This window comes from Acinetobacter sp. UBA991, assembly GCF_002292065.1.
GTDB lineage: Bacteria > Pseudomonadota > Gammaproteobacteria > Pseudomonadales > Moraxellaceae > Acinetobacter > Acinetobacter higginsii.
This window is the reverse complement of the sequence record NZ_DBBF01000042.1, coordinates 179,275-202,381: the sequence shown is the minus strand read 5'-3', so window position 1 is coordinate 202,381 and position 23,107 is coordinate 179,275. Positions and strand designations below refer to the sequence as shown.

12 protein-coding genes and 1 pseudogene are annotated in these 23,107 nt (G+C 34.3%); 2 read left to right on the top strand and 11 right to left on the bottom strand.

The annotated features are described in order from the left end of the window. Nucleotides 1-267: 267 nt before the first annotated feature. Nucleotides 268-951, bottom strand: a complete 684-nt coding sequence (locus tag B2727_RS18180; protein WP_241345459.1) for a metallophosphoesterase — start codon at nucleotides 949-951, stop codon at nucleotides 268-270. A 45-nt stretch (nucleotides 952-996) separates the two neighbouring features. Between B2727_RS18180 and B2727_RS18175 the strand changes: the two genes are divergently transcribed. Next, nucleotides 997-1,689, top strand: coding sequence for a hypothetical protein (locus tag B2727_RS18175; protein WP_241345460.1), 693 nt, complete (start codon nucleotides 997-999; stop codon nucleotides 1,687-1,689). Between the two features lie 3 nt (nucleotides 1,690-1,692). On the opposite strand, the gene B2727_RS18170 is transcribed toward B2727_RS18175, so the two are convergent. From B2727_RS18170 to B2727_RS18140, 7 genes and pseudogenes are all read right to left on the bottom strand, one after another. After that, complete coding sequence (locus B2727_RS18170) at nucleotides 1,693-3,048, bottom strand: McrC family protein (RefSeq protein ID WP_241345461.1); 1,356 nt, start codon at nucleotides 3,046-3,048, stop codon at nucleotides 1,693-1,695. Nucleotides 3,049-3,062: 14 nt separating this feature from the next. Further along, the gene (locus B2727_RS18165) at nucleotides 3,063-4,934 is read right to left on the bottom strand and encodes an McrB family protein (RefSeq protein WP_241345462.1); all 1,872 of its coding nucleotides are present in this window, start codon (nucleotides 4,932-4,934) and stop codon (nucleotides 3,063-3,065) included. A gap of 48 nt (nucleotides 4,935-4,982) precedes the next feature. Beyond that, nucleotides 4,983-8,378 (bottom strand): TM0106 family RecB-like putative nuclease, encoded by a 3,396-nt coding sequence (locus tag B2727_RS18160; RefSeq protein WP_241345463.1) that lies wholly within the window; start codon nucleotides 8,376-8,378, stop codon nucleotides 4,983-4,985. A gap of 315 nt (nucleotides 8,379-8,693) precedes the next feature. Beyond that, complete coding sequence (locus B2727_RS18155) at nucleotides 8,694-9,086, bottom strand: hypothetical protein (protein WP_241345464.1); 393 nt, start codon at nucleotides 9,084-9,086, stop codon at nucleotides 8,694-8,696. 226 nt (nucleotides 9,087-9,312) lie between these two features. After that, a complete protein-coding gene (locus B2727_RS18150) occupies nucleotides 9,313-9,723 on the bottom strand; it encodes a hypothetical protein (protein WP_241345465.1) in 411 nt (136 codons plus the stop codon). A gap of 371 nt (nucleotides 9,724-10,094) precedes the next feature. Beyond that, nucleotides 10,095-10,505: pseudogene (locus B2727_RS18145) on the bottom strand (guanosine-3',5'-bis(diphosphate) 3'-pyrophosphohydrolase); the annotation flags it as partial. Nucleotides 10,506-10,598: 93 nt separating this feature from the next. Next, a complete protein-coding gene (locus tag B2727_RS18140; RefSeq protein ID WP_241345466.1) occupies nucleotides 10,599-11,198 on the bottom strand; it encodes a hypothetical protein in 600 nt (199 codons plus the stop codon). Between the two features lie 321 nt (nucleotides 11,199-11,519). Between B2727_RS18140 and B2727_RS18135 the strand changes: the two genes are divergently transcribed. Further along, complete coding sequence (locus B2727_RS18135; RefSeq protein WP_241345467.1) at nucleotides 11,520-12,185, top strand: A1S_2505 family phage non-structural protein; 666 nt, start codon at nucleotides 11,520-11,522, stop codon at nucleotides 12,183-12,185. Between the two features lie 157 nt (nucleotides 12,186-12,342). Here B2727_RS18135 and B2727_RS18130 read toward each other — a convergent pair whose 3' ends face one another. The 3 genes from B2727_RS18130 to B2727_RS18120 form a co-directional block, all read right to left on the bottom strand. Next, a complete protein-coding gene (locus B2727_RS18130) occupies nucleotides 12,343-12,828 on the bottom strand; it encodes a hypothetical protein (protein WP_241345468.1) in 486 nt (161 codons plus the stop codon). Between the two features lie 526 nt (nucleotides 12,829-13,354). Continuing rightward, on the bottom strand, nucleotides 13,355-19,549 hold the full coding sequence (locus B2727_RS18125; protein ID WP_291349903.1) for a DEAD/DEAH box helicase: 6,195 nt from the start codon (nucleotides 19,547-19,549) through the stop codon (nucleotides 13,355-13,357). Between the two features lie 128 nt (nucleotides 19,550-19,677). Continuing rightward, on the bottom strand, nucleotides 19,678-22,986 hold the full coding sequence (locus tag B2727_RS18120) for an STY4851/ECs_5259 family protein (protein WP_241345470.1): 3,309 nt from the start codon (nucleotides 22,984-22,986) through the stop codon (nucleotides 19,678-19,680). Nucleotides 22,987-23,107 lie beyond the last annotated feature (121 nt).

Here is a 23,107-nt window from a genome sequence, read left to right as displayed (position 1 = left end):
TAGTGTCGCAAGTTGTACATCCGCTGATGCCAGGCACGAAGTGTTTCAGGAGTACAACTAATCTTAGGCGCAATTGCTGTGATTGCAGCCCAAGTAGAAGGATAATCTTTTTCAGATTCAATCAATAATTGAACCGCTCTTTCTCTGATTTCAGGGGTATATTTTAATTTTGTCATCGGGACACTACGCTTCGCTACGTCTTGCGAAGCAAAGCTTCTCATCTCAGAATATTGACTCTCCGACAAACCCGGTACGGTTCACCTTCTTTTATTGGACTTTAACAATACATAGCTTCTTAGTAAAATATGAGCCTACATCAATATAGTGACAATTGTCGATTTGTGTCTGCTCTTTGACAATTGTATGACCAATATAAATTTCGTCAATATTTTCGACAATATCATATTTATCTGAGTAATTACGTATTCTCCCCCGCCCCCACAAAGCATTTGTATAAGCCGATGTGATTCCAGAAATTTTATAATCGCCTTTAACAAGATCTTCCTTAAAAGCATTCCAATCGTGAATATCAATGTCGGCATGAACAATACCTATCTTTTTATCTTTCAGCTCAACTTCAATCACCAATGGTAACTTTGCTAAACGACCAATAATTCTCTGCCGTGTCTTTTGAAATTGTCTATAAAACCATGCTCCCCCATTTCTTGCATGCATGTCTTTCATTTTAGGATCATGCTGTCCTCGAATACACATTTCTTCATGATTACCGCGCACAGTCAAAAACCATTTTTGATCGAGTAATGAAATACATTCTAAATTTTCAGTACCTCTATCGATGAGATCTCCTGTGCATATCAGTAGATCATTTTCAAAATCAAAATTCTTTAGATGAAGCTCTTGCATTAGAAGACTATAAGACCCGTGAAGATCTCCAACGATATAAACTGAATTATAATTTTGGTTTACAAGTATCTTTATTACATCATTCATGCTATGAATAAAACCTTCTACGAATTTTGAATCACATTATAGAACATGACCACGACAGCCTCCGATTCATTACAAAATATTGTTATTTATACAAATAATAAAATTTCACTTGATTTTTATAAGCCATTTGAAGATGGACTAAACCCTATATTATTTACAGTTAAAACTTTAGAACAGATCCCTAGAAAGACTGAAAATAAAATCCATATTGTCATCTTGGAGTCCTGTGATGAACTTAGCAATCTACAAATAAATTGTAATAAAATTCATCTTATCATGCCTACATGTTCAAAGAATAAATTAGAAAATGATCTACATGCCCTAATCTTTAAGTACGAGCAGTCGATGAATTCTCAACAAGCTTTAGAAAATCTTTACCATAGTTTTATTAAGTTCTATTGCTCGGCTGAATATTATCTTGACCCTCAGGATTTTTTTAATTCTGACTCATATAAAGATGGATATCGATGCATCAATATCCATGAAATATTGCAAGATAATGTTAGTTATGAACAACAACTCCATACCTACCTTAATACGATATCGAATACTGAAACAGTATCCTTCAATTTCTCAATAGGCTATGAATTCTCTTCTGAATCTGGCTATTTAAAGCGGATAGAAAATACTGTTGATCATTTAACATATGCAAAAGATAGAGATGTGTTCTTTAGCGTTGTGCTTTCAAAGTATCCACTATCAGATAATAGGTTAGCTATCGTACATTTGAGTCAATAGTCTCTAATGGCTTAATTTTTTCATATCAAAACCGATTAATTCATCATTATCTAGATCAAAAGGAAGAACCAATATCTCTGGATTTTTCCCTTGATCTATTTCATGCTTATTTAACCGAAACTCTGGTAAAGCTTTATTAAATTTGGAACTTTTTGGATAAATCAAAACTATTGGACCATCGTGTTCAAGGTACATATAACTATAAGCAAACATTTGCTGCATATCACCATCGCTGATTCCATAACGCTGATCTTCACTATTCTGATCCAATAATTTCCATTTTGTATCTAAAATCATATTGCTATGAATATTTTTATTTTTCGCTTCAAAGTAAATATCTGGCCGAAGATTAAATCTATCTTTTCCATTATGATGACACAAATATTTATTGCTCTTCTGCCTTTGGATTCGATAATGATCCGAATATGCTTTTTCAACCTTACTCAGCACATAAGCTTCAAATAACTTTTCCATCGGAAACAGCAAACTCATTCCATGCCATTCACCATGTAATGCAGATGGTGTCTGCTCTCCTAGGACTATTTCACACCAGACTTTGATTGGTTCATATTGAGCATATAAACGACCTGATTTCCATTGGGGAAAGTCTAAACGCGGCAATCTACTCGTTGGCACCTCACTCAATTTAAGACGGATTTCATTTGCCAATCGCCAATTATCAGTATTTTTTGTGAGTTTACAGATTTTTTCTAATGCAGTTTTAATAAGACGATTTGGCGCGGTATTTAAAGAAAAAATATCATGTTCAATCGGAAAACGATGTTGCTCGGTCACTGGTTGAGTCAGATATCTTTGGATATTCAATTTACCTTTCAAATAGGCACTTTGCTCTGCAACACATTGATATTCAGACCTTACACCTCGCTGAAGCAATAGGTTGCATGCCTCCAAAAAGCGACTCATGATCCATTCACTCAAAGGTAAATCTAACTTATCCAATGAGGCTGAGCCTGCTTCTCGAGGGGATGGAAGCTTCCATAAGGCTCGCAGCATTTTTCTGAGTAATGCACGTTCTTTTTTAATTACGTTTTCTATTTCTTTGTGGAATTCCTGACTCTTACTATCTTCCTGTTGAACTGGTAGCTCTATATGCTTGGGTAAAATCTCAATGGTATGACCACATGGTGTTTGAATAATACCGACATAGTTATCGACTTTTATTTTACGTCTGCCTTCTAACTCAAAAATGGCAGCACCATTTTTTTTAGCTTGGCTAGAAAGCTTACATAAATAATCAAATACTGAATTAGGGACGCAGATATGATCTAGTCCCATTGCATAAGGTTGGTTAGTGCCATAGTCTTCAATGACACCGTATTCTCTAATACTCAGAAGCACTATAATTCAGCCTATTACAAGTCATCTTCTTTTGCTTTCACGCCTGAAACAATCTGCAGAAGAGAATCAATTTTATCCTGAAGGTCTGCTTCATTTTTAAATAAATCTTGATTAATTTCCCAATTTCTACTTTCAAGGTTTTTCATTAGTTGTTCATCCATATTTGGAAATAGGGATTTATCTAATTTTTCAGTTTTTATCATCTCGTTATTACCAAGTACCAAATTAATCTTACTCCAATCATCAAAAAAGTATTCTTGCAATAATGGGATTATTCTTTTTTCAAAAATTGTCATCAATGATTCTAAACTTGGTTTTTCTATTAACGGGGTAAAATATGCATGACCAATACAGTGATCACGGTCTAATAAAACTTTGATTCTATTATTCATCACTTTTAGTAACTGATCGACTTTAATCTCAGTAGCATTTTTGATTTGGATATTCTTTAAAACCTTATTATCTGGCAGCATTTCGATAAATTCAAAACGCCGTCTTAAGGCGATATCAACTGAAGTTAATGAGCGGTCAGAACTATTCATTGTTCCAATAATATAAAGGTTATTTGGTACACTAAATGGCTCATTAGAATATGGTAATGTAACTTCTAGACCTTCTAGTTCTTCTGACTTTCCTTCTCTTTTTGATTCTTCAATTAATGTGATCAACTCACCAAAAATCTTTGAAACATTCCCACGATTAATTTCATCAATAATCAAAACATAATTTTCATTTGGATTGTTTTTTGCTCGTTTACAAATATTTTTAAAAACACCAGATTTAACGTCATAATCTAATTGTCCCTCTACTCTCTTAACTTTGATGCCTTCAATAAAGTCTTCATAACCATAACTTTGGTGAAAAGTAACAAAACTGATTTTACCTTCATCAACTAAAACTTTGTATTGTTCAACAATAGTGGATCTAGACCTTTCTAAATCTTCACTCCACCAATCGGGTACTACTATTTGTAGAGCCTTACTGATAGTTACATATGTTTTACCTGTGCCGGCTGGACCATATAAAATCTGATTAAGAGGAAAATCTAAATTATTTATATTTTCATCTAATTCAGAAGATTCATTCTCATCCGATTTATTTTTATCTTTTCCATTTTTACATCTCTCAGACTCTATTTCACAAACTGCTTGATAATACAATTCATAGAGTTCTTTATTTTCAAACCTATTTTTTATTTCCGTTATAGCAGTACAGTAGTCTGTCCATACTTTTGATGCTTTTTCTACGTTATTAACAGAAATATCTCTGTAGTTAATACCATACTTATTAAGAAACTTCGTACCTATAGAATTTAAAGGAAAAAACAAATCTGGCCGGCAACGGCTCAATCCTGTAGAAAGCTTATTAATTCCGATAGATGCATTGGGTAAAATATCTAAAACTTGATCTTTTATTGAATCGATATCTTCATTCTGAATTTCGACAACATCATTAAATAACTTCCATAAGTTAGGGATAATTTTTTCCGATCTTTCTACTATTATTTTGTTTTTTTCATTTGCCTTATATGGATAAAACCACACACTTTGAGCATCAGACTCTGCAATACCTGTTAGATCAAGGTCGAAAGACTTATCTAATAAAAGTCTGTGCAATTTTTTTCTCTTTTCAGTGGTTCCTACATTGATTAAAGCTAACACTGTAAAAGGATCTATTTCGGTATGATGATTCGGATCATCAATTATTAAACCATTTTCACCTAAGATTTTATCAGGTCGAAAATTATGACTTACTTCCTCTTTAAATTTTTTTAAATCATTAGCAAGTTCGGTTTGTTTTTCTTCATATCCACGAATATGAGGAAATACTGTTTTCCTATAAAACTCAATCCACTCATATCTTTTATCTAGAACTTCAATAGCCACTTATATATCCTTTAACTCTTAAATTAATTTATTAATGTATTCCGCTATTCATTTTGCATATGCCATTAACTGACAAAATACATTCACTAACTTCTGCTGTTTAATATTACTTGTATTACAATTTATTAAGTTGGGATTCCCCACCACGATCGCTAAAGACTGTGCTCTCGAATTCGCTACATTTAAACGGTTTTTATCAAACAAAAAATCCATTCCACGTGGTGAATCATTCGCATCACTTGCACATAGGCTGAAAAACACAATAGGTGCTTCCTGGCCTTGAAACTTATCTACACTTCCCAGCTTTGCATGTTCACCTAAAGCAGATTTAAGCTTAGTCACTTGAAAATTATATGGTGCTACAAATAAAATATCATCTAAAGTAATAGGCTTTTTATTACCTTCCTTATCGGTATAAATTCGCCCAATGAGCTCATTCACAGCATGTTGAATCGCTTGAACCTCTTCATTACTCGCTTGAGTATTTCCTTCATGTTCAACGGGGATGAATACAACACCTGCTTCCTTGTTTAATACCCCCTTATAACCATCAGGGACTTGAATAACTTGCAGATCGTTAGACTTGTGTGAATTTAACTTACCCTCATAAATGGCCTGACTGATAAACTCATTTACTTTTGAATGCATTCTGTAGGTAGTGTCGAGAAAGATGCCTCGATTAGGCTCAATTGTTGGATGATCTTTTAGCAAATAATCTAAAATAGACAAACCACTATCGCCAGGGTGCGTACCTTGAGCGGGTTGTCCTAGTTGCATTTGGTCACCCATTAAAACCAAATTATGAGCTGATTGACTCATTGCAATTAAGTTTGCTACCGATACTTGCCCTGCTTCATCAATAAACAAATAATCAAATTGCTTATTTAATTCCTCACGAGAAAACCCCCACGCTGTGGTACCAACGACACATGCTCCATCAAGATATTCAACTATTTTGTCATTCTTAATTTCTGAAATTCCAAAGTTTTCAATTTCAGTATCTGTATTTTTTGTACAACAGAAATGAGCTGGAATATTTTCATTTTGGCAATACTGTGCCACACCAATCAAAAGATTATTAATTGCCTTGTGGGAATTTGAGCTAATGCCTACTTTTTTTCCTTGCTTAAGTAGTTCTGCAATAACATGCTTACCTGTAAAGGTTTTTCCTGCTCCAGGAGGTCCTTGAATCACAATATATGAGTTATCCAAATTACAAATTGCCGATTTTATTTGATCCAACTTTTCTAAGTTTTTATGGCTCGAAACAATTATTTCTCCCTTTTCTATACCCTTAATGCGTGGATAATCCCGTCTTAAAAAATGGAGAATAGCATCATCATTGAGCTGGTTTTCATAATAGCTTCGGACTACTGTTTCTATTGCTTTTGGAATAGGCTTTGGATTCACATAATCATCTGGAATTAAATGCACAACAGAAAGCGGTTCTTTAAGCTGTAAGCAAATTCTGCCTTTTGAAACTGATGAATGCTCTTTTAATAATGTCGCTTTAAGATTGTTTCCCTTTTCATCTTCCTCCCCAAGAATATAAAAGCTAGTGGTATTTGCCATTTTAAATTCTTGATGAGGATCAAATGAATACTCATATGCTAAGCTTCTTGCTTTGGGGGTTGGTTTAAATGGATCTTTGTCTGTACGAATACAATTTACTAGACAATCAAGGTCATCATAAAGCTCTTCTACTGTTAAGCCCATTCTTTCAAAAAGTCGCCAAAAAACTGGCTTAGCTTCTCTACGATGAAACTCCAGAGCCCAAGCCATGTTTTCACAAATTTGTGACTCAATTATATCGTGAGACTTAAGAGATTCTGCTTTACTCAATAATTGATCTCTTAAGTTTGTTATTGCCGTTATTTCCTCACTTAGCTCTTTTTCTACAATGTCTTTTTTTCCTACATACTGGATGCCAAATTCTTGCTGTTTCTGATGCAACCAAGCCACCAGCTCTTGCGTACTATTACAATCATCAATATTGTAGTCTCGGATACTTTTCAGGACTTGTGATGTTTGCCAGATTAATCCATCTGGATTAACTCGCCAATTTTCATACACGACAACAGAATCGCCACCGGAACCCACTTCTGTTTCACGTTTACCACGGTATAAGTGTTCTACATTTTTAATAGAATATTTAGGTTCACCAATCCGTAATCCATTTTTAACGATCTTGTATAAATCAACAAAAACTTCATTTCTTAACAATTGATCTACTTCAAATTCACAAACACCATAACGGCACATAAGCTTCTTACATGCAGCAATTTCATAGTTTGCATAATGGTAAATATGCATCGTAGGATCTTGCTGCCAACGTGCATAAACCCATTCGATAAATGATTTAAATGCTATTTTTTCTTCAATTTCATTGTGAGCCCAAAAGTCTATAAATTTACGCTCACCCTTTTCATCGAAATATGTACATCCCCATAAATACTCAAGTCCCCCTTCAATTAAAGGAAACCCCTCGATATCGAAGTACACATCATTTTCAGAGTGCTGGGGTAATAATGCCAATCCTAGTTTTTCATGAGTGTTAATGATTTCAAATAAAGGCGTTGTAAGCCCTTCACTTTGCCGCTGAATCCGAGCCTGAGCTTTTAATCTTTTATATACATCAGTATTCAAGCCCTTAATATTTAGCTTATCACTATCAATCAAATCTTGCATCGTCTGAATACCCTCAGCATTCAGCTTCTTGATTTGCGAGCGTGTAATTGTGGCAACTTGAGAAAGATGATCTCTATCTTTGAGTAATTGCTTCGCATAATTACTCCAACAACCCCATGACTTGGAGTCAGAAGGATTAGGGTACTTTTCTAAATCGAATTCTTCGTGCAATTGCAAAAAGGCATTTTTTACTGATTGGTAGTAATAGTAAAATTCTTGTGTTCTCAATCGCTGTTGAGTTTGATCGCCTAAAATAATGACAAAATCATTCGAATAACGGCCTTGAATAGCTGCAATCATTTCCTGATAACAACACAGTTGGATGGTGTAATAAGGTTGTAGTGATTTAGAGAGTTTGGTATCCCAAATTTCATAATGATAGTCCCCAAGTTGACTAGAACCTGGAACCTTAACTAAAAAATCAGCAAATCCAGTAAACTTACCTTTACTTAAACAAGCCTGAAAAATAACATCTACACCTTCTTTCATAGCCTGTATCGTTGCAGCTTTCTTATCTGAACTTAATCCTATATCTGTAATTGTTAAGCCTTGTTGCTTCAACTCTTCCAATACAGATGATTCGTGCTCTGCTCCTTTATCCTGAAGCATGAGCATCATTGCATCATCTTGATCTTTTAAATCTAAAGTTTCAGGAGTAGTAAGACTGAAATGTTCCATCCAGGAAGCAAAAGGACTTTCTAAAAACAAAATTAAATCAGAGGGTGAAAAAATTAAATTATCATTGTGTAGTTTCATATTAACCCCAAATATTTTTATAAAGTACTAAAAAAACAAATACTACTATAGACTTCTTTCATAAATCAAAAAATGATCTTCTTCTTGGTTAATATTTGCATCCCAGATTTTTTAGCATTCGTGCATAATCTGCGGTTGAAATACAATGATTAGCCATCCTTTAACAAAAAGTAGATTTTTGCATCAGTCGCCTTAAAAAATATATTAGACCTTGCATTAGTCAAAATTTAAACAGCCACAAACTATATTTTATAAGGTTTTAACCAATTCAAAATTAGGTAAAAGCATACTCCGCAAGGTCTATTGTTAAAAATTCTATTCATGAAAAAAATCTGGGGAATCATAATGTGAATTTTGCATAGCTACATCTAATGGACAATAAAAAAATTGCACCCCTGGAATTTTTGGACTTCCATCTCGATTTTCCAAATGTTTTTCTAGTTTAATATATAAAGGATCATTTTTATCAAAACTGACATCTAAGAATAAATTACCTAGATATGGTTGCTGTATAACATTATCACTAGCCATACCGTAACAAAACTCAAATGAAATATTATTATAATTTAGCCATTGTATTAATTCATTTCGCTCAGTTAACTCTTTATAATTGTGATTTTCTATTGTCATTTCACTAAAACTAACAAAAAGTACATCACTTCCTTTTTTTCTCGCAATTGCATCTATATGTTGGATTATCATTGGCATCTTATTTACCCCTTCATTATATAATTTTTACTTCATGTAGTATATCTATTACATTAGAACTTGTTGACATTGACTGCTCAAAAAAATGCGAGAAAGTAGAATTTAATTTACAGTCTCAATTTAATCGCTGTGTTAGGTCAGGCAGCCTATCTTAATAAACTCCTCCAACAAACCCGGTACGGTTCAAAAACGGAAAAATGAAATTTACATTAAATTATCTGCTATATTAGCGGTATAAATCATTAAAATTGTTCTCTACATATACATAAAAATCATTTCCCACACGATCATATTTAAAAGCCATGGTGTTCCGAGTCATCCATCGCTTTAAAAGTTTTTCGTAGACATTCGCTTTTTTAGTTGAGGTCGCACTAAAAGACCAATAATGAATATCATGCTTATAGATAAGCTCCTCAACTCTCTGACTAATCGCATTAAAAACTTTCATGGCAGGTAAATTCAAGTTGATATCTTCATATATGGGATCATCTCTAAATAGGGCTAATTCAGGATGTTTACGGTAATTGATCTGGACTCTGGCACGGGGTGGTCTATTTAAAGAAAAGGAAAAACTATAATGATCAAATTTGAGTATGTAGTGCAATCCATCAATCATTAAGTCCTCTTTCAAAATCATACGATATCCTTCTTAAAATGATGAACAAGAACATTATTGTAGATTTCCATCAAGATATCTTGATCTTCCGGTGTTTGGAATGAACTGCCAAAAAAATCACGATCAGTCGAATTAAATAATTGAATAAAATGTTTTAGAAAAGGTTTTAATTTTTTACGCTTACAGTAGGCAAAATACTCACTTGCATCTTCGAATAAAATCCACCATTCCTGAGGACTACCAAATTGGTTTCCACCCATTGGATGTAATTGATCAAATAGAACATTCAGTAGATATTGAAAATTAAACTGCAAACTGCCGTATTCAAACTCTGGATATTCAGAATCCAGATCAAAAGTATTTATATGCTGATGAATTGCATAAGCCTCTTTTAGTATTTTCTGAACCTTTTGATATTGTTTATAGCGAATCAAATCTTTGGCAGATATTTTGGGCAGGCGCGATAAATCCATATTGTCACGTAAATCTGCAAGTTTAACTTCGCAAGCAATCGGATTTTTTACTGTTCTTTGCACTGCCTGAAAACGACTTTCACCATCTTGTTTTGTGACGGCTAAAACTGCATGAATAATATTTTCATCAAACCCTAGTAATCTTAAATCAGTTACCGATGTTGCTGTATCTTCCAAAATATCATGCAGAACAGCGACAATTTTGGCATCAGGATGTTGTGCATTTTGCATGACACGCAAGGGGTGATGGATGTAGGGTTGCCCTGCTTTATCTATTTGCCCCAAATGCCGTTCAGTTGCGAAGGAAATTGCTTTTTCTAAAGTAGCGATATGATATTCCCTTTATATTTAATCAAATTTTATTCAATTATATTAATCAATTACAGCAAATAAATAAAGTTCAATCATAGCTATTACGTCAATTTATGTCGTCTCATTAGGCAAATTTATCTGGGTTAAATCTAATTCTTTTACAAGCTGATCAGCTTTCAACTTCCTTGCCATTCTGCCCATATTGGTTTGTGGTTCAGCTACGGCTACATATTCATTTGCCGGAGTGATAACAAATGTTTTTAGAGATTCATTTTGAAATTTCTCCCAGAATAAAGTCATTAACCATTCTGCGGTATCTTTTACTTTAACGGTTGTTTGTGAAGCTTCTTCTTTGACGTAAAGTCTAATATTGGCGTCATCATCTTGCATGCTGACTAGACATTTCGATGTGATTTGGAAGTAGTGACAAATTTTTAGAATATTTTGATTAAAGACTGAATCCTCACAATCCCTAGGTTGTTTCACCCAAAAAAACAATTTCCCATTTTCTTTTTCATTAGCATTTGAATAATGCAGACTCAGCTGTTCAAACGCATATTTTAAACCAAATAAAGCAGCTGCGATTTCAACTTTATTAGTGAAGACTGGAAGAATATAGATTCCTGCTTTTTCATTAGAGGTATCGCCCAGTATCAGTTGATTGATAAGATCTAAATCTTGAACTGTTTTTTCAGTTTGATGTACACCCATATTTTCCTCACGATAAGCGAATTATAGTTATTTGGTTTATAAGGATTAATTTCATAACTTACTCTACGAGTTAGATATTGAATTAGCAAACCTATCGAGCATCTTTGCGACATTAATTGTCGTCTAGCTATTGTTTATTGAACCTACTGCACTTCAGTTGAAGTTATTCTGTGTTAACATTTAATGGAAAATTAAACAAATCTTTTAAATACTTTACTTCATTTATTCGCTAGATAGTTATGTACTTTTCAGATCTGGATTGGATTTGACTCATACATAGATATGCATTCTTCAACGAAACGTTTTTCAAGTAGGCATTTTATGATTTATCAGTATTATCAAGAAATTAAAGACTATAACTTTTCCGAAGATCAAATCTTAGTATTTGGCTGTCATGAGTTAGGTAAGCATTACTCTGGATATGCACAAACGGCTCTACATCATTTTGGTGCAAAACTAGGTCAAGGTGAAGGAAGACAAGGCCAGTCTTATGGCATTCCAACCATTGCTAAAAATGGGGAAGCCTTGGATTTAAATCTTATCCAAAACTATATCAATAACTTTAAGCAATATGCCAAAAGCAATCCTCATCTTGAGTTCTATCTCACTGAGATTGGCTGTGGGTTTGCCAATTTCAGCCTAAATCAAATTGGCCCTTTATTTAAAGACTCACCGACCAATATTTATTTTCCACGCAGCTTTGTTCCATTCTTAGAAGATTTAACGGTATTTTCTGTAGAAGATATTGAACACGTGTGGAAAGCGGATGATACACATATTGAATTGCCTTTAAACACTGGAACAACTGTACGTTTGAAGCTAGATCACCAGCAGCGCTTAAACATGCAGCCAAATGTTTGGGAAAGAATTAATACCAATCAAAATATTCAATATCTCACACTCAATGAACAGCAGTTTAATCAACTCGATCAAGCGATTGAAAATTTTAGAAAGGAAGAGGCTTTATTATTTTCTGAACTGATGTGAGCAACAGAATTTTTTAAACCTTATTTTCTTTTTATAGATCATCGTTATTTGTGAACGATGATCTATAAGCTAATTAAAGGGTAAATTAATTACACAGAATTATTTACACCCTCCATTAGAATAATGAAATGGGCAATTGTTTTGATCGCTAGCCAAATCATATTACCCTTGAGTTACAACTTTTCCATGCCTTAGCCAATTTAACCCAAGCTTTATTTTCTTTTGACCAAATACGTCTACATAATTCGGTAAGATCATCAAATTGCCGATCTACTGCACTTGAAACCCCATATTCCCAATGCCCTTCGTAAAGCCGAGCTTTTGCCAACTCTAGTATTCGATCTGCTAAAGCAATATGTTCTTCAACAAATTGTTGTTCTGTCACGCTCATATGTGCAAAATATTGCAAAGAATCCTCGGACTTATGAAGTATTTCTTCTGTTTCCCAAATCCATAAGGCAAAGCAACGATCTGCGCTTAAACAGTCAATAAATTGTTTAAAGTTTTCAAGTTTGGTTTTAAATGCAATATTGGCTTTTATTAATGCGTTTATTGCTATGAATCGCTCTTCATTATAAGTTAAATCAATATTTAAACTCTCTAAGTAGTCTCTTGTTTTTCGATCTAACCCTATGATTTTCATTTTTTCTCCTAATAGTTGAACATTCAACAAAAAATGTACCCACGAATGAGTGCATTTTAAAAATCAAACTTCTTTCTTTTTACGCATCTTATTCACAGGCTTACTCGCTTCTCTTTCAGCCTGGCTTTGTTGAATTGCTCATAAGCTGTGTCATTTGCTCCATATGGGCGGCATTGCTATCCAGGACAGCGTCTCAAGTGCTGTATCAAATTCACCTAACAGCGCTTGTTCACGTGGATTATTGTGAATTTGAGTTATCATACGAGTATTCTCTGACATCTTGCTCACGTAGCATCTGGAACAATACAGTGTGAGTTCACTTAGATACTCAAGGTTTTATCACCACAGGCAACAATCTAAGAAATAAACTCATAAAATCGATGGTAAATTTTTCCTAACTCTTTAAAGATTTCCAAGGCTTCATGAGCTTCCTTTACTAATGCTGAAACTTCCTTTTCAGCACTAGTAAAAAGTAGAGGCTTATGAATACTCTTAGCAATCTATAATGACTCTATTTATATGCACTTTAAGATTTAGTGATATATAAATCAGTCTTAAAATTCTCTTCACTTCTTACACATAGATTCGTCTCTTGCCGTTTTACCCACAACAATTGTTTTTGGAAACTTTCATTAAATGGAAAATCTCTGTCTTCTTTCACTTTTGGCCACTCAATGTATTTTATCTGCCAAAATCCAACTCCTTGATCTAATCGAAGCTCAATTTTCTTCCCAGATTTCAATCTAAAAAGTAAAAATCTCGCATGATCAATTTTTGAGTCGGGTATCTGCAAATTCAGCTTCTGAGATAACTGATCTTCAAAATAATTTATAAAGAAACTCTCAAATACTTCATGCTTGCTAAAATCTGAATATAATTTTTCATCTTGTATTTGTTTGTTTCTAAAACAAGTTGTTATCGTTAATCGAGGGCGAATACCTAATAATTTCTTTATTCCTTTTAACAAACTGGTTATCAGAATAATATTTGCTGGGGATTGCAAATATCGATCTGAATATTCTATTTCTATAACCTCATCAATCACCAAATCGTGTAGCTTAGATATTGGTAAAATTTTAGCCCAAAATTTTTCAGCAAAATCATTTACTGATTCACCATCAAAATCTTTACCAACTTTGATTTGTTGAAACTCATTTTCATAAGATTCAATAGCTTTAAAATCAAAACTAAATTTTTGTAATTGCAACTCTGGGGAAGTAATTGATTTATAGCTTGGGCTTTGACCCTCCAACCAGAACTCATTAAAACAACTTACTTCTGTCGACTGATTGTATAAGGTGATTACTTTCTCCTGACTTACAATCTGAGCATACAAATATTCAGGGGTAATATTGCTATTCACCGTAAATGAAATACCGATTTTTTCCAATGCCAACATTTCTTGCTGTATTTGTGGTGTCAAACTCATATCTAATGAGACCACCCCCACTAGCTTTATATTACTATTCAAAAATTTAAATAGTTTTTTTCTGATTGCAGTACACAAAACATCCCAATCTTCACTATTACCGGTGAGGTTGAATGTGATTTGTGTCGCACCATGATTTACATATTGCTCAATGATCGAAAATGGAGTACCCGCGATAAAATCTGTATTAGCAATTGGAGAATCTAAGTAAGTTAAAAACTCATCTCCTAACCATGCCAATGCCAAAGTACGATCTAAGTTTTCAATGTCATGTCTTGTTTGAGTATCAAGCAAGCATTTGCCACAGACTGAATCACAACTATCGTCTATACAATTTAGTTTTTCCGCAACTAATGATCTTAAAACTTCAGCAATATAATGAGCAGCAGTAGTCGAAAAACCCGCTCCACCGCTTAGGTCATCAAAAATTTGTAAAACTAAAACTGCTTGATCATCAATTTTCTTCACTTTTACTGCATAACCCAACTCATCAGTAGCAATACCCAATTTAGTTGCTATTGCCTGACGTAAAGCTACAACTAATGTTGTTGCAATAATTCGACCATCTTCATTGTTTAAAATATATTCATTACGGGTCGGATGTTTTAAAACAATTTCCAATACATCGGTTTTAATTTGGCAGCCTAAATGAATATTAGCTTTAACGACGCTTGAACCACCGCAATCTGGTCGTTTAAATTTATCACCATCTTTTAGAGCTTTAAGTGCCTTATGTGGACGATCTGGAGTTAAAGTACTTGGAAACTTCGCTTCACCGTCATAACTTTCTTCCATTGAATCCGCTCGACCACATTGCATACAAATAGCAAATCCTGTGCCGTTCAATCCTGAACTATATTGAAATACATGTCCATCAGGGTCTAGGTTAAAATATCCTAAATTAGCATGTGGCAATGGCCAACTTTGAGCTGTTTCTGAAAGCCCTACCCAAGGTTTCTGGACAGGGATATATTTTTGCGTCGTGACATCATTATTGGGTTTATCATAATAATCAACACTAAATCCGTTTGGACGTAATACTTTTTTAACATCTTTTATAATTTCGCCACATTTAGCATTTGTACATATCAACTGTTCTTCATTCAGCAAAACACCTGATGTCAACCCTGTTTGACCACAGTGATGGCACATCCAAGCATAATCAAATTTCTGGGATTTCTTATCGTGTTCATTATGAGTATTCTGCCATGCAAGTGATATGCCTCTCGATATATAGACACGACCATCAACGATAACTTCTGCACCTGGTGCATATTCACGAATCGCAATCGCAATATTACGGCTTGGTAAGCCTTTTACACGCGATAAATTATCTTCACGATCAAGACAACTTTCCAAATCCTTTGTTTTTCGGTTCTTTGAAAGTTTATCCCAACGATCTTTCTCTAGCTTAGTAATATTATTAAAGGTAATCACATCCGTTGGGAAACCATAACTTGGTAAAAAGTTACGCATTGCTAACTCAGATAATAAATATGTTTGTGTCAAACGGTATTTTTCATGTGTCAGGCGATGTAGATAGCTACTATTAGGATTCGTAGCCAGTTCTTGTTGATACTCTCTTTCAACGATGACATATTCTTCCAACCATTCTATCTTAAGTTCTCGGATTTTTGTCACACAAGCATCTATGATTTCTGCATTATCAATATCTTTTAATGCTGTGCCTTTTTTCAAAAATTTTAATACTTGTTGATAATCTTTTACTGCTTTGCCCACCAACCATTTTTCAAAGGTGTCACAAATTGAATCAGATTGATCATCCTGTTTAAGATAAAACCATTTTAAATCTAGTTTAGGTCGATCAATATCTGTATCCCCAATTTCTTTGATTAAAAAGATGGCTAGTAACTGTGCATTGATATGTCTCTGAATCAACCGTTGTGAATTAAAGCTTACATGAGGTGCCTGAATTGCTGTGGTATAAGCCCATAATGGTTGCTTAAACACTTGCTGATCATGTGGATTATTTTTACAAATCGTATAAGAAATAGCACGTGATTGACTGCCACGTCCTGCACGCCCTGTACGTTGTAAATAATTGGCAGGATGTGGAGGAACATTGTTCATAACTACCGTTGAGATCCCTCCAATATCGACCCCCATTTCCATGGTTGTAGAGCAGTTTAGGACATTGACCTTACCTGCCTTAAAGTAAGTTTCATATTGCTTGAGTAAATTTGCCGACTGTTGTGCAGAATGTTCTGCTGTACGATAGAAGAAACCACCCAATACTGCGCTATCTGATAGGTCTGTCCATAAATTTAATGATCTGAGCTTACCAACGGTTGAATCACCATGTATCTCTATCAAATTTTCAGGATCAAACTGCCACAGCTTTGGAAAAGCCATTTCTTCTGTTTTATATTTATCAATATTGTGCGGCAAACTGATTGGTAAATAAGGCGTGAACCCTTTGAATGTGGTATCCATCAAGCGATGCGTAATTGGGCATAAAAAGACTTTATCCACCAAACTAAAAGTTAATTTTTCCTTTCTAAGATGATATTTTGAATTCCCATCTTCAACTAGAAAGTCAGCTTTTAATACTTGCCATGCTTTTTTTAGCCAATCGTCAGCCATATTTCGATGTGCTTGCAAGCTTAAATCTAATTTTGCACCTAACACTAAAAGTTTGACTATGCGGTGATTTTTAGACACTGATGCCAGTGGCCATGCCAAAATACTATTATTTTTCGAACCATCATCTCTGTGTTTAAATTGATCTGCTAATTCAAAACTCACAACGTGCTTTGGACGTACACGCCCGCCTAACCATTGTTGCCAATCATCAGCAAGATCAATCACTGTATTCTCACGGATATAGTAATCTAGAACAACTTTAATAAAATCTTGCCAATCTTGATTACCTAAGCCAGATTCTTTCCAATAGTTCGGCAGATCATTTAAGTTGTTTAAGCCCTGATAACTAACTTTTACCAATCCCAAAGTTTCTAAGCTATTGGCGTTTTTAGGTCGACGTGAAAACTCACGTGTTAGCAGCATTTGTGCCAGTTTAAGTGGTCCTGCATCATCAAAAATATCACCTGCTATATGACGATTTGCGAGTAAAATACCATTTTGGAAATCAAAATCTTTTGCTAAGACTCGATATAGCTCTTCCCAACTTATTTCAGGTAGCGCAACTGGGGCTTTATTATTTATAAAACCATCTAATTCTTTTTGAAATAGATTAATTAAAAAGTCATTTCCTGATTTTTCTGCTTCTTTTATCTTCTGACGTAAAAATACCTCCGTCGAATCCATAGTTATAGTTTGTGCTTTCGTATGTTGTATTAAAGCTTTAAGTACAGCACCACGTAAGCGCGACCGTTCTGCTTCTTGTTGCATTTTGACAGACAAGCGTGCAGTGCCTTGACGACTATCCGTAAAGGTAATTAAGCGCTTACCCTTAGCTGGCATGTCCCATGGTGTGCAGTCTTTGAGATCTTTGAATTCACCTTCAATAAATTCTGGATCATTAAAATTTTTGCTTGCTTCATCAATATCATCCTGATCAATATCTGGACAATATTGTAAAAGATGTGGAACAGTCTGTGTAATATAGTAAGGTGCACCTAAAATCGCACGTCTAAATGGCAAATCATATTTTGTTCCTTTCGAGCCACATTCAGGATTGCTACATTCAACAAAATCACCAGTGTTAAGCGGCTCAAAATAATGCACATTTAACGCTTTTTTAGAAATTTGCCCAAGTTTTAAATTATCTAGATTCAGTTGTTGTCGACGATAGTTTTTCTCTTTATTTTCATTTGAAGAAAATACCACTAAACGATTCTTTATAGCATTTTTAAATTCACGTTCTTCTTGCTCTTCCGTTTCATTATCAATAAGTAATGCAAATTCATCTTCAACTTCAACAGTCCATTGTTTAAGAACATCTTCCCTACCCAATAAACCTAATAAATGTGGTTCCTTACAACTCTTACAGAACGTTAATTCCAATACAGGTGCTCCACACGCGCAGTTTTCTTGATGTGTCGCATACACCTGGCCAAAGCTCCAGTTTTTTAGATCTTCAGATTTTTGATCACACTTATCATTTATACAACTCCATAATCCATGAGTTACACGTTGATAATAGTTAACTCGAATCTTGAGAAAAGCTTGTTCCGTAATCGAAGGTTTTGTAAAGGTTAATAGATCTAACCATTTTAAAATCTCTTGTTGAGATAGCTGAAAATCCTTTTCTAGTGTTTTTTTGAATAAATCTTCTAGTGTTAAAGCACGTTCTGAGCAAATATATTCACGTAAAGTCAGTGCGATTGGGTGTCCAGACAGTTTATGATAACGCTCAAAAGAAATTTCTTGTCCTTCATCAATAGACACTAATTCATCAAAAGACAGAAGATTACTCTCAACCGAAGCTAATGGAGGTACTTCACGTTGACCACCAATCACCAAAATATTATCAATACTTTGACCTGAAATCTCTGATAAAAATTGTTTCAGTTTTTCCTCTGCATCTGCACCTGCAATCGTTGCAGATGTTGCGACAAAACGAACGTCTTTTGCTTCTACACCAAATGCATGTAGAACACGACGTAGTTGCATCGCAAGCTCAGCTGCTTGTGAGCCCATATAACTATGAGCTTCATCCAATACGATCCAACGCAATTTCCCTTGAGATTTTTGCAAAATAGGTGCATCGATTTGGCGCACCATCATATATTCCAACATGGTGCCATTTGTCACCAAAATAGGAGCCGGATTCGATCTTAGTTCTTCACGTGTGAATACTTGATTCGGATGAAGATTTTGTTCTCCAGTTTTCTGTGATTTATGCTCTGGTGTATTACCATTATATAAACAATAACGAATAGCATTCGCTGGTAGGAAATGCCGCGTCCAAGCATCTAAACGTTCTTGTTGTGAGTTAATCAGTGCATTGAGTGGATATAAAAACAATGCATGCACACCAGTTAAGGATTGCCCTGCTTGAATAAAGTCTTCATACAAGTCATTTAGAATGGGCACCATAAAACATTCCGTCTTACCTGAACCCGTTCCTGAAGTCACAACAATCGATTTTTTATCTTCTAACAAAGCATTCCAGCTCTGTAATTGATGTACATAAGGTTGATAGTTACGATTAAACCGATATGCGCCGTTTTCTTTATGATCTAAAGCATCAATCACATTTGCATGAAGTAATTCACCACCCAAATCTTCTAAAGTAGGCTGACCTGTCTTCCATGCAAACATCTGTTCAATTACAGGTGAAGATAAAAATGATTGATCTTCACCCACAGCTTGAGACATCTGCTGTTCTAGAACATTACGTAGTTCAGGATGCGAGATACCCAATATACTCAGTGTAGCTTCTTTATTTTTTTGAATACTTTCTTGTGTTAAAGAACTAAAATATTTATACATTGTTACTTCACTTCTAAAATTAAATATTTAACAATTGAACTAAAAATTTGATTAAACCATTGCTCATCAAATGCAATGATTTGCTTAAGTTGCAATATATCGTAGGCACTCAATTGCAGTTTAGAATGATGCTTAACGTTCATATATGCTAAACAAAATGGTAAATAGACCACATCTTTATTCCACTGACTTGCCAATTGACAACTAAAAGGGAGCTTCTGCATACAGTCAAAGTAAGCCCATTTATTCTGCGAAAGTGCCGTTGGCCACGCTTGATCTTCTGTTGCACTATGATTTCGTTGCAACATACGTTGATACTCAGAGTTTTCTAAACCACCTATAAAGTTACCTTCAAATATCCAGTCATTTAAAAAGTGAAAATTAAATTCAGGCCCAAATGAACGTTGATTGCTCAAATAGAATGTATGAAATGATTCAGCCAATAAAGGAGTAAAATTCTTCAATCTTTTTAAGATATTTTCTGCCTTTGCTCGACCATATGTTCCATCATCCATCAGTATTTTCTGCCAATACTGAATCAATTGATTGATTGCATTCAACCATGATGAAACAGGAATTAAATACCACATCACCGACAGTTCGGTTTCGAAACGACGTAAAATATCGAGAGATAAATCAAGTTTAAATATTGCGATAGCCAATTGATCATAATTACTTGCTAGACCTTTTAATACTTCAAAAGTATTTAAAGGCAAATGGTCATAATTATGTAATAAAGCTTTCACATGTTCCCAAAACACCTCATTATTTTCATAATTTACTGTACGTATAAACTGCTTAATCGATAGTTTATTCTGACCAAATGCACGTGTGGCGACAGTTAAAGGCTCAATGTCTTCATCTTGAGGATAATCAAACTTATGAATGCGTTTTGCTCTAAATAATGTAGAACCTTTGCTCGGAATTAATAAATAAGGAGCAAGACTCATATCTAACTCTGGTATTTGAAAAGCTTTCCCTACCCATTCATTTTTTTCAATTAAATCGAGTGGTGTAACCTGTGGTTGCACCAATGACATCACTTGCGGTTTAAAGCATAAAGATTCGGTATGATTTGAGGCATTTTCAGCATAGTACGCCTGAATACTTTTCCCCCAATTTAACTGATGTGCGTAATGACCGATATTGAATTTTTTTTCAATCTGCTGATATCTGACGGTACATTCAACATAACTATCCAAGTCATCATCGACACTCAATACACTTTTCACATCTTCCATAAACTCATATAAATTAATTAAAGAAATTCCTTGTTTTACTTTCAGCTGTGTACGATAAAAAGGTAAAGCATGTTTTTGATTATTTTTTGTTTTTAAGACAAGATCAAAGCCTAATTTAGCAGGTCTATCGTATGAATAAACCGTTAATTCTGTATTTAATAAATCATGAATGACTAAATCTGTAGATATTAACTCTTGCTGCTCACGAATCAGTTTGAATCCTCTTGCAGGAAAAGGAACTGTAACAATACACTCTCCACCAAATTTAAAGGTTATTTTTAAGTTTAATGCTAAAGGTACAACTGCACATTCCACTTGGCACTTATACAATATTCCAGTCTTTTCATAGACTAAGCTTGAATGAGGATTCAAGACTTCAATTTGAATTTCAGCATCTGATTCAATATCAAGTATAGCTTGATTAAGTACAGCACCTGCTCTTACATTTACTTCAAAATGTTTTGGTAAAACAATTACTCTCTTTTTTAATAGACTTTCACCCTGTCTATTTTTTAAAGTTAGCATCTGTTCTCCAAGTAACCGATGCAAAAGGATACTTTCAATCGGCTCTTTGCCACAAAACAAAGTATGTGTATCAAATGTTTTTAATACTGGTTTTCCTGTGAATGCTAAACTGGGTGAAGTTTGTAATGCGCTGATATTATTTGTTCTAAATAATAACTGTTCAAATTCAACTTGAGAGTGACCGCATTTAATGAAAATTTGATCACCATCTTGTGTCAGAATCCGTTGTTGGCCACTAATTTTATACAGATCAAATGCTAAAAATTGCCCTATATACTGTGGTGAGTCTTCTGATTCTGTATGGATAAACTTTGCGCTAGCCGGCAGACTAAGTAAGACTTCAGATGCCTTAGTTTTTAGCGCACCTTGTGCAATATACTTTGGTTTTTCCTGTATTTCAAAAGCTATAGGTAAAGTTTCAAAATCCAGAGAACTGTCTTCTAATTCCTTATAGCTAAGTACTACCCCATCTACCTCTAAACACAAATATAAGGTTTCATTGCAGAATTGTCGGCGAATGTCTTTTGAAAACCCTCGGTTAATTTCTGCAATGACTTGTTGGCTCTCCTGCAAAGAAAGATAAGCAACGCATAAAAAGTGGCTTTTATTATTCAAGCCTTCTTTAATCACCAAATGACCCCGTGTTCGAAGTAACTCAGTGTTCTCTTTCAATGTAAAAGAAAGTTCTTCAGGCAAATAAACCGTACTAAATAGCTCTCTAAAATCCTTAGACAAGCTATGTGTACATTTGAAAGCCTGGCGTAATTGGTGATGTTTAGAAATTTCTTCAGTGGTAGATTTAAATAAATGCCTTAAGAAATCATCTACAATGGTTTGATCTTCATCAATTGGCAATGGAAATTCTTTACGCCAGCTCCTTGATTCTTGATCTAAAATGGTAATTGGATCTTGCTGTACATTTAATCCATACTTTTCCACTTTTTCGATGATTAATTTTACAATATCAATTACTAAAGATAATGTCTCATCATGCTCAAATGCTTGGGGCAGCGTTTTTAATTCTTGCTGAATTTCAGCTCTTAATTCATCAATATCATATTTATTGTTTAAATATAATGAGGTCACTTTTTGAAAAATCGAAATATAGCGATTGCCATCCTCTTTTAACAGGCGTGCCGGGAACCCACCCTCTTTAAAAATCGAACCCAGGTAGTTATTGGCTTTACTATATTTTATAATCGGGCGCTTCCAGAATCTCAGCCCTTTAATTACAACTTCATTTCTGGTATTTACGGGTAAGTTGACGATATTTAATGCAGTTAAAATCGGATCCCATGTCCATTTTGCAGTATATTCACGTCTAAACCATTCGGCAGCATACAGTGTAAATAACCTTGCCCATTCATCGCCTATGCGGTTTATATTTTGAAATGGGAAACTTTTTTTTAGAATGTTTTCAATTTCTTTAAATTCCCCAACTGATAATTGATATTGATAAAGTACACGCCCATCAGCAGATGTTAATCCTCGTGTTGTTAATATCTGCTCTAAATATTTTCTTGGACTAAAATTTAAATTGCTCATTATTAAAACACTCGAATTTTAAATATTAAAATACTCATCACTATCATATTCAATACGTTACTTTTAAAATGATTAATTAAGCCTATTGATTAATAACTCAAATAATTTGAACGTATCATTT

Bases quoted from the DNA above. Each gene is read 5' to 3' on its own strand.
- B2727_RS18180 (WP_241345459.1), bottom strand. From the start codon at position 951: ATGAATGATGTAATAAAGATACTTGTAAACCAAAATTATAATTCAGTT.
- B2727_RS18175 (WP_241345460.1), top strand. From the start codon at position 997: ATGACCACGACAGCCTCCGATTCATTACAAAATATTGTTATTTATACA.
- B2727_RS18160 (WP_241345463.1), bottom strand. From the start codon at position 8,378: ATGAAACTACACAATGATAATTTAATTTTTTCACCCTCTGATTTAATT.
- B2727_RS18155 (WP_241345464.1), bottom strand. From the start codon at position 9,086: ATGCCAATGATAATCCAACATATAGATGCAATTGCGAGAAAAAAAGGA.
- B2727_RS18150 (WP_241345465.1), bottom strand. From the start codon at position 9,723: ATGATTTTGAAAGAGGACTTAATGATTGATGGATTGCACTACATACTC.
- B2727_RS18140 (WP_241345466.1), bottom strand. From the start codon at position 11,198: ATGGGTGTACATCAAACTGAAAAAACAGTTCAAGATTTAGATCTTATC.
- B2727_RS18135 (WP_241345467.1), top strand. From the start codon at position 11,520: ATGATTTATCAGTATTATCAAGAAATTAAAGACTATAACTTTTCCGAA.
- B2727_RS18130 (WP_241345468.1), bottom strand. From the start codon at position 12,828: ATGAAAATCATAGGGTTAGATCGAAAAACAAGAGACTACTTAGAGAGT.
- B2727_RS18120 (WP_241345470.1), bottom strand. From the start codon at position 22,986: ATGAGCAATTTAAATTTTAGTCCAAGAAAATATTTAGAGCAGATATTA.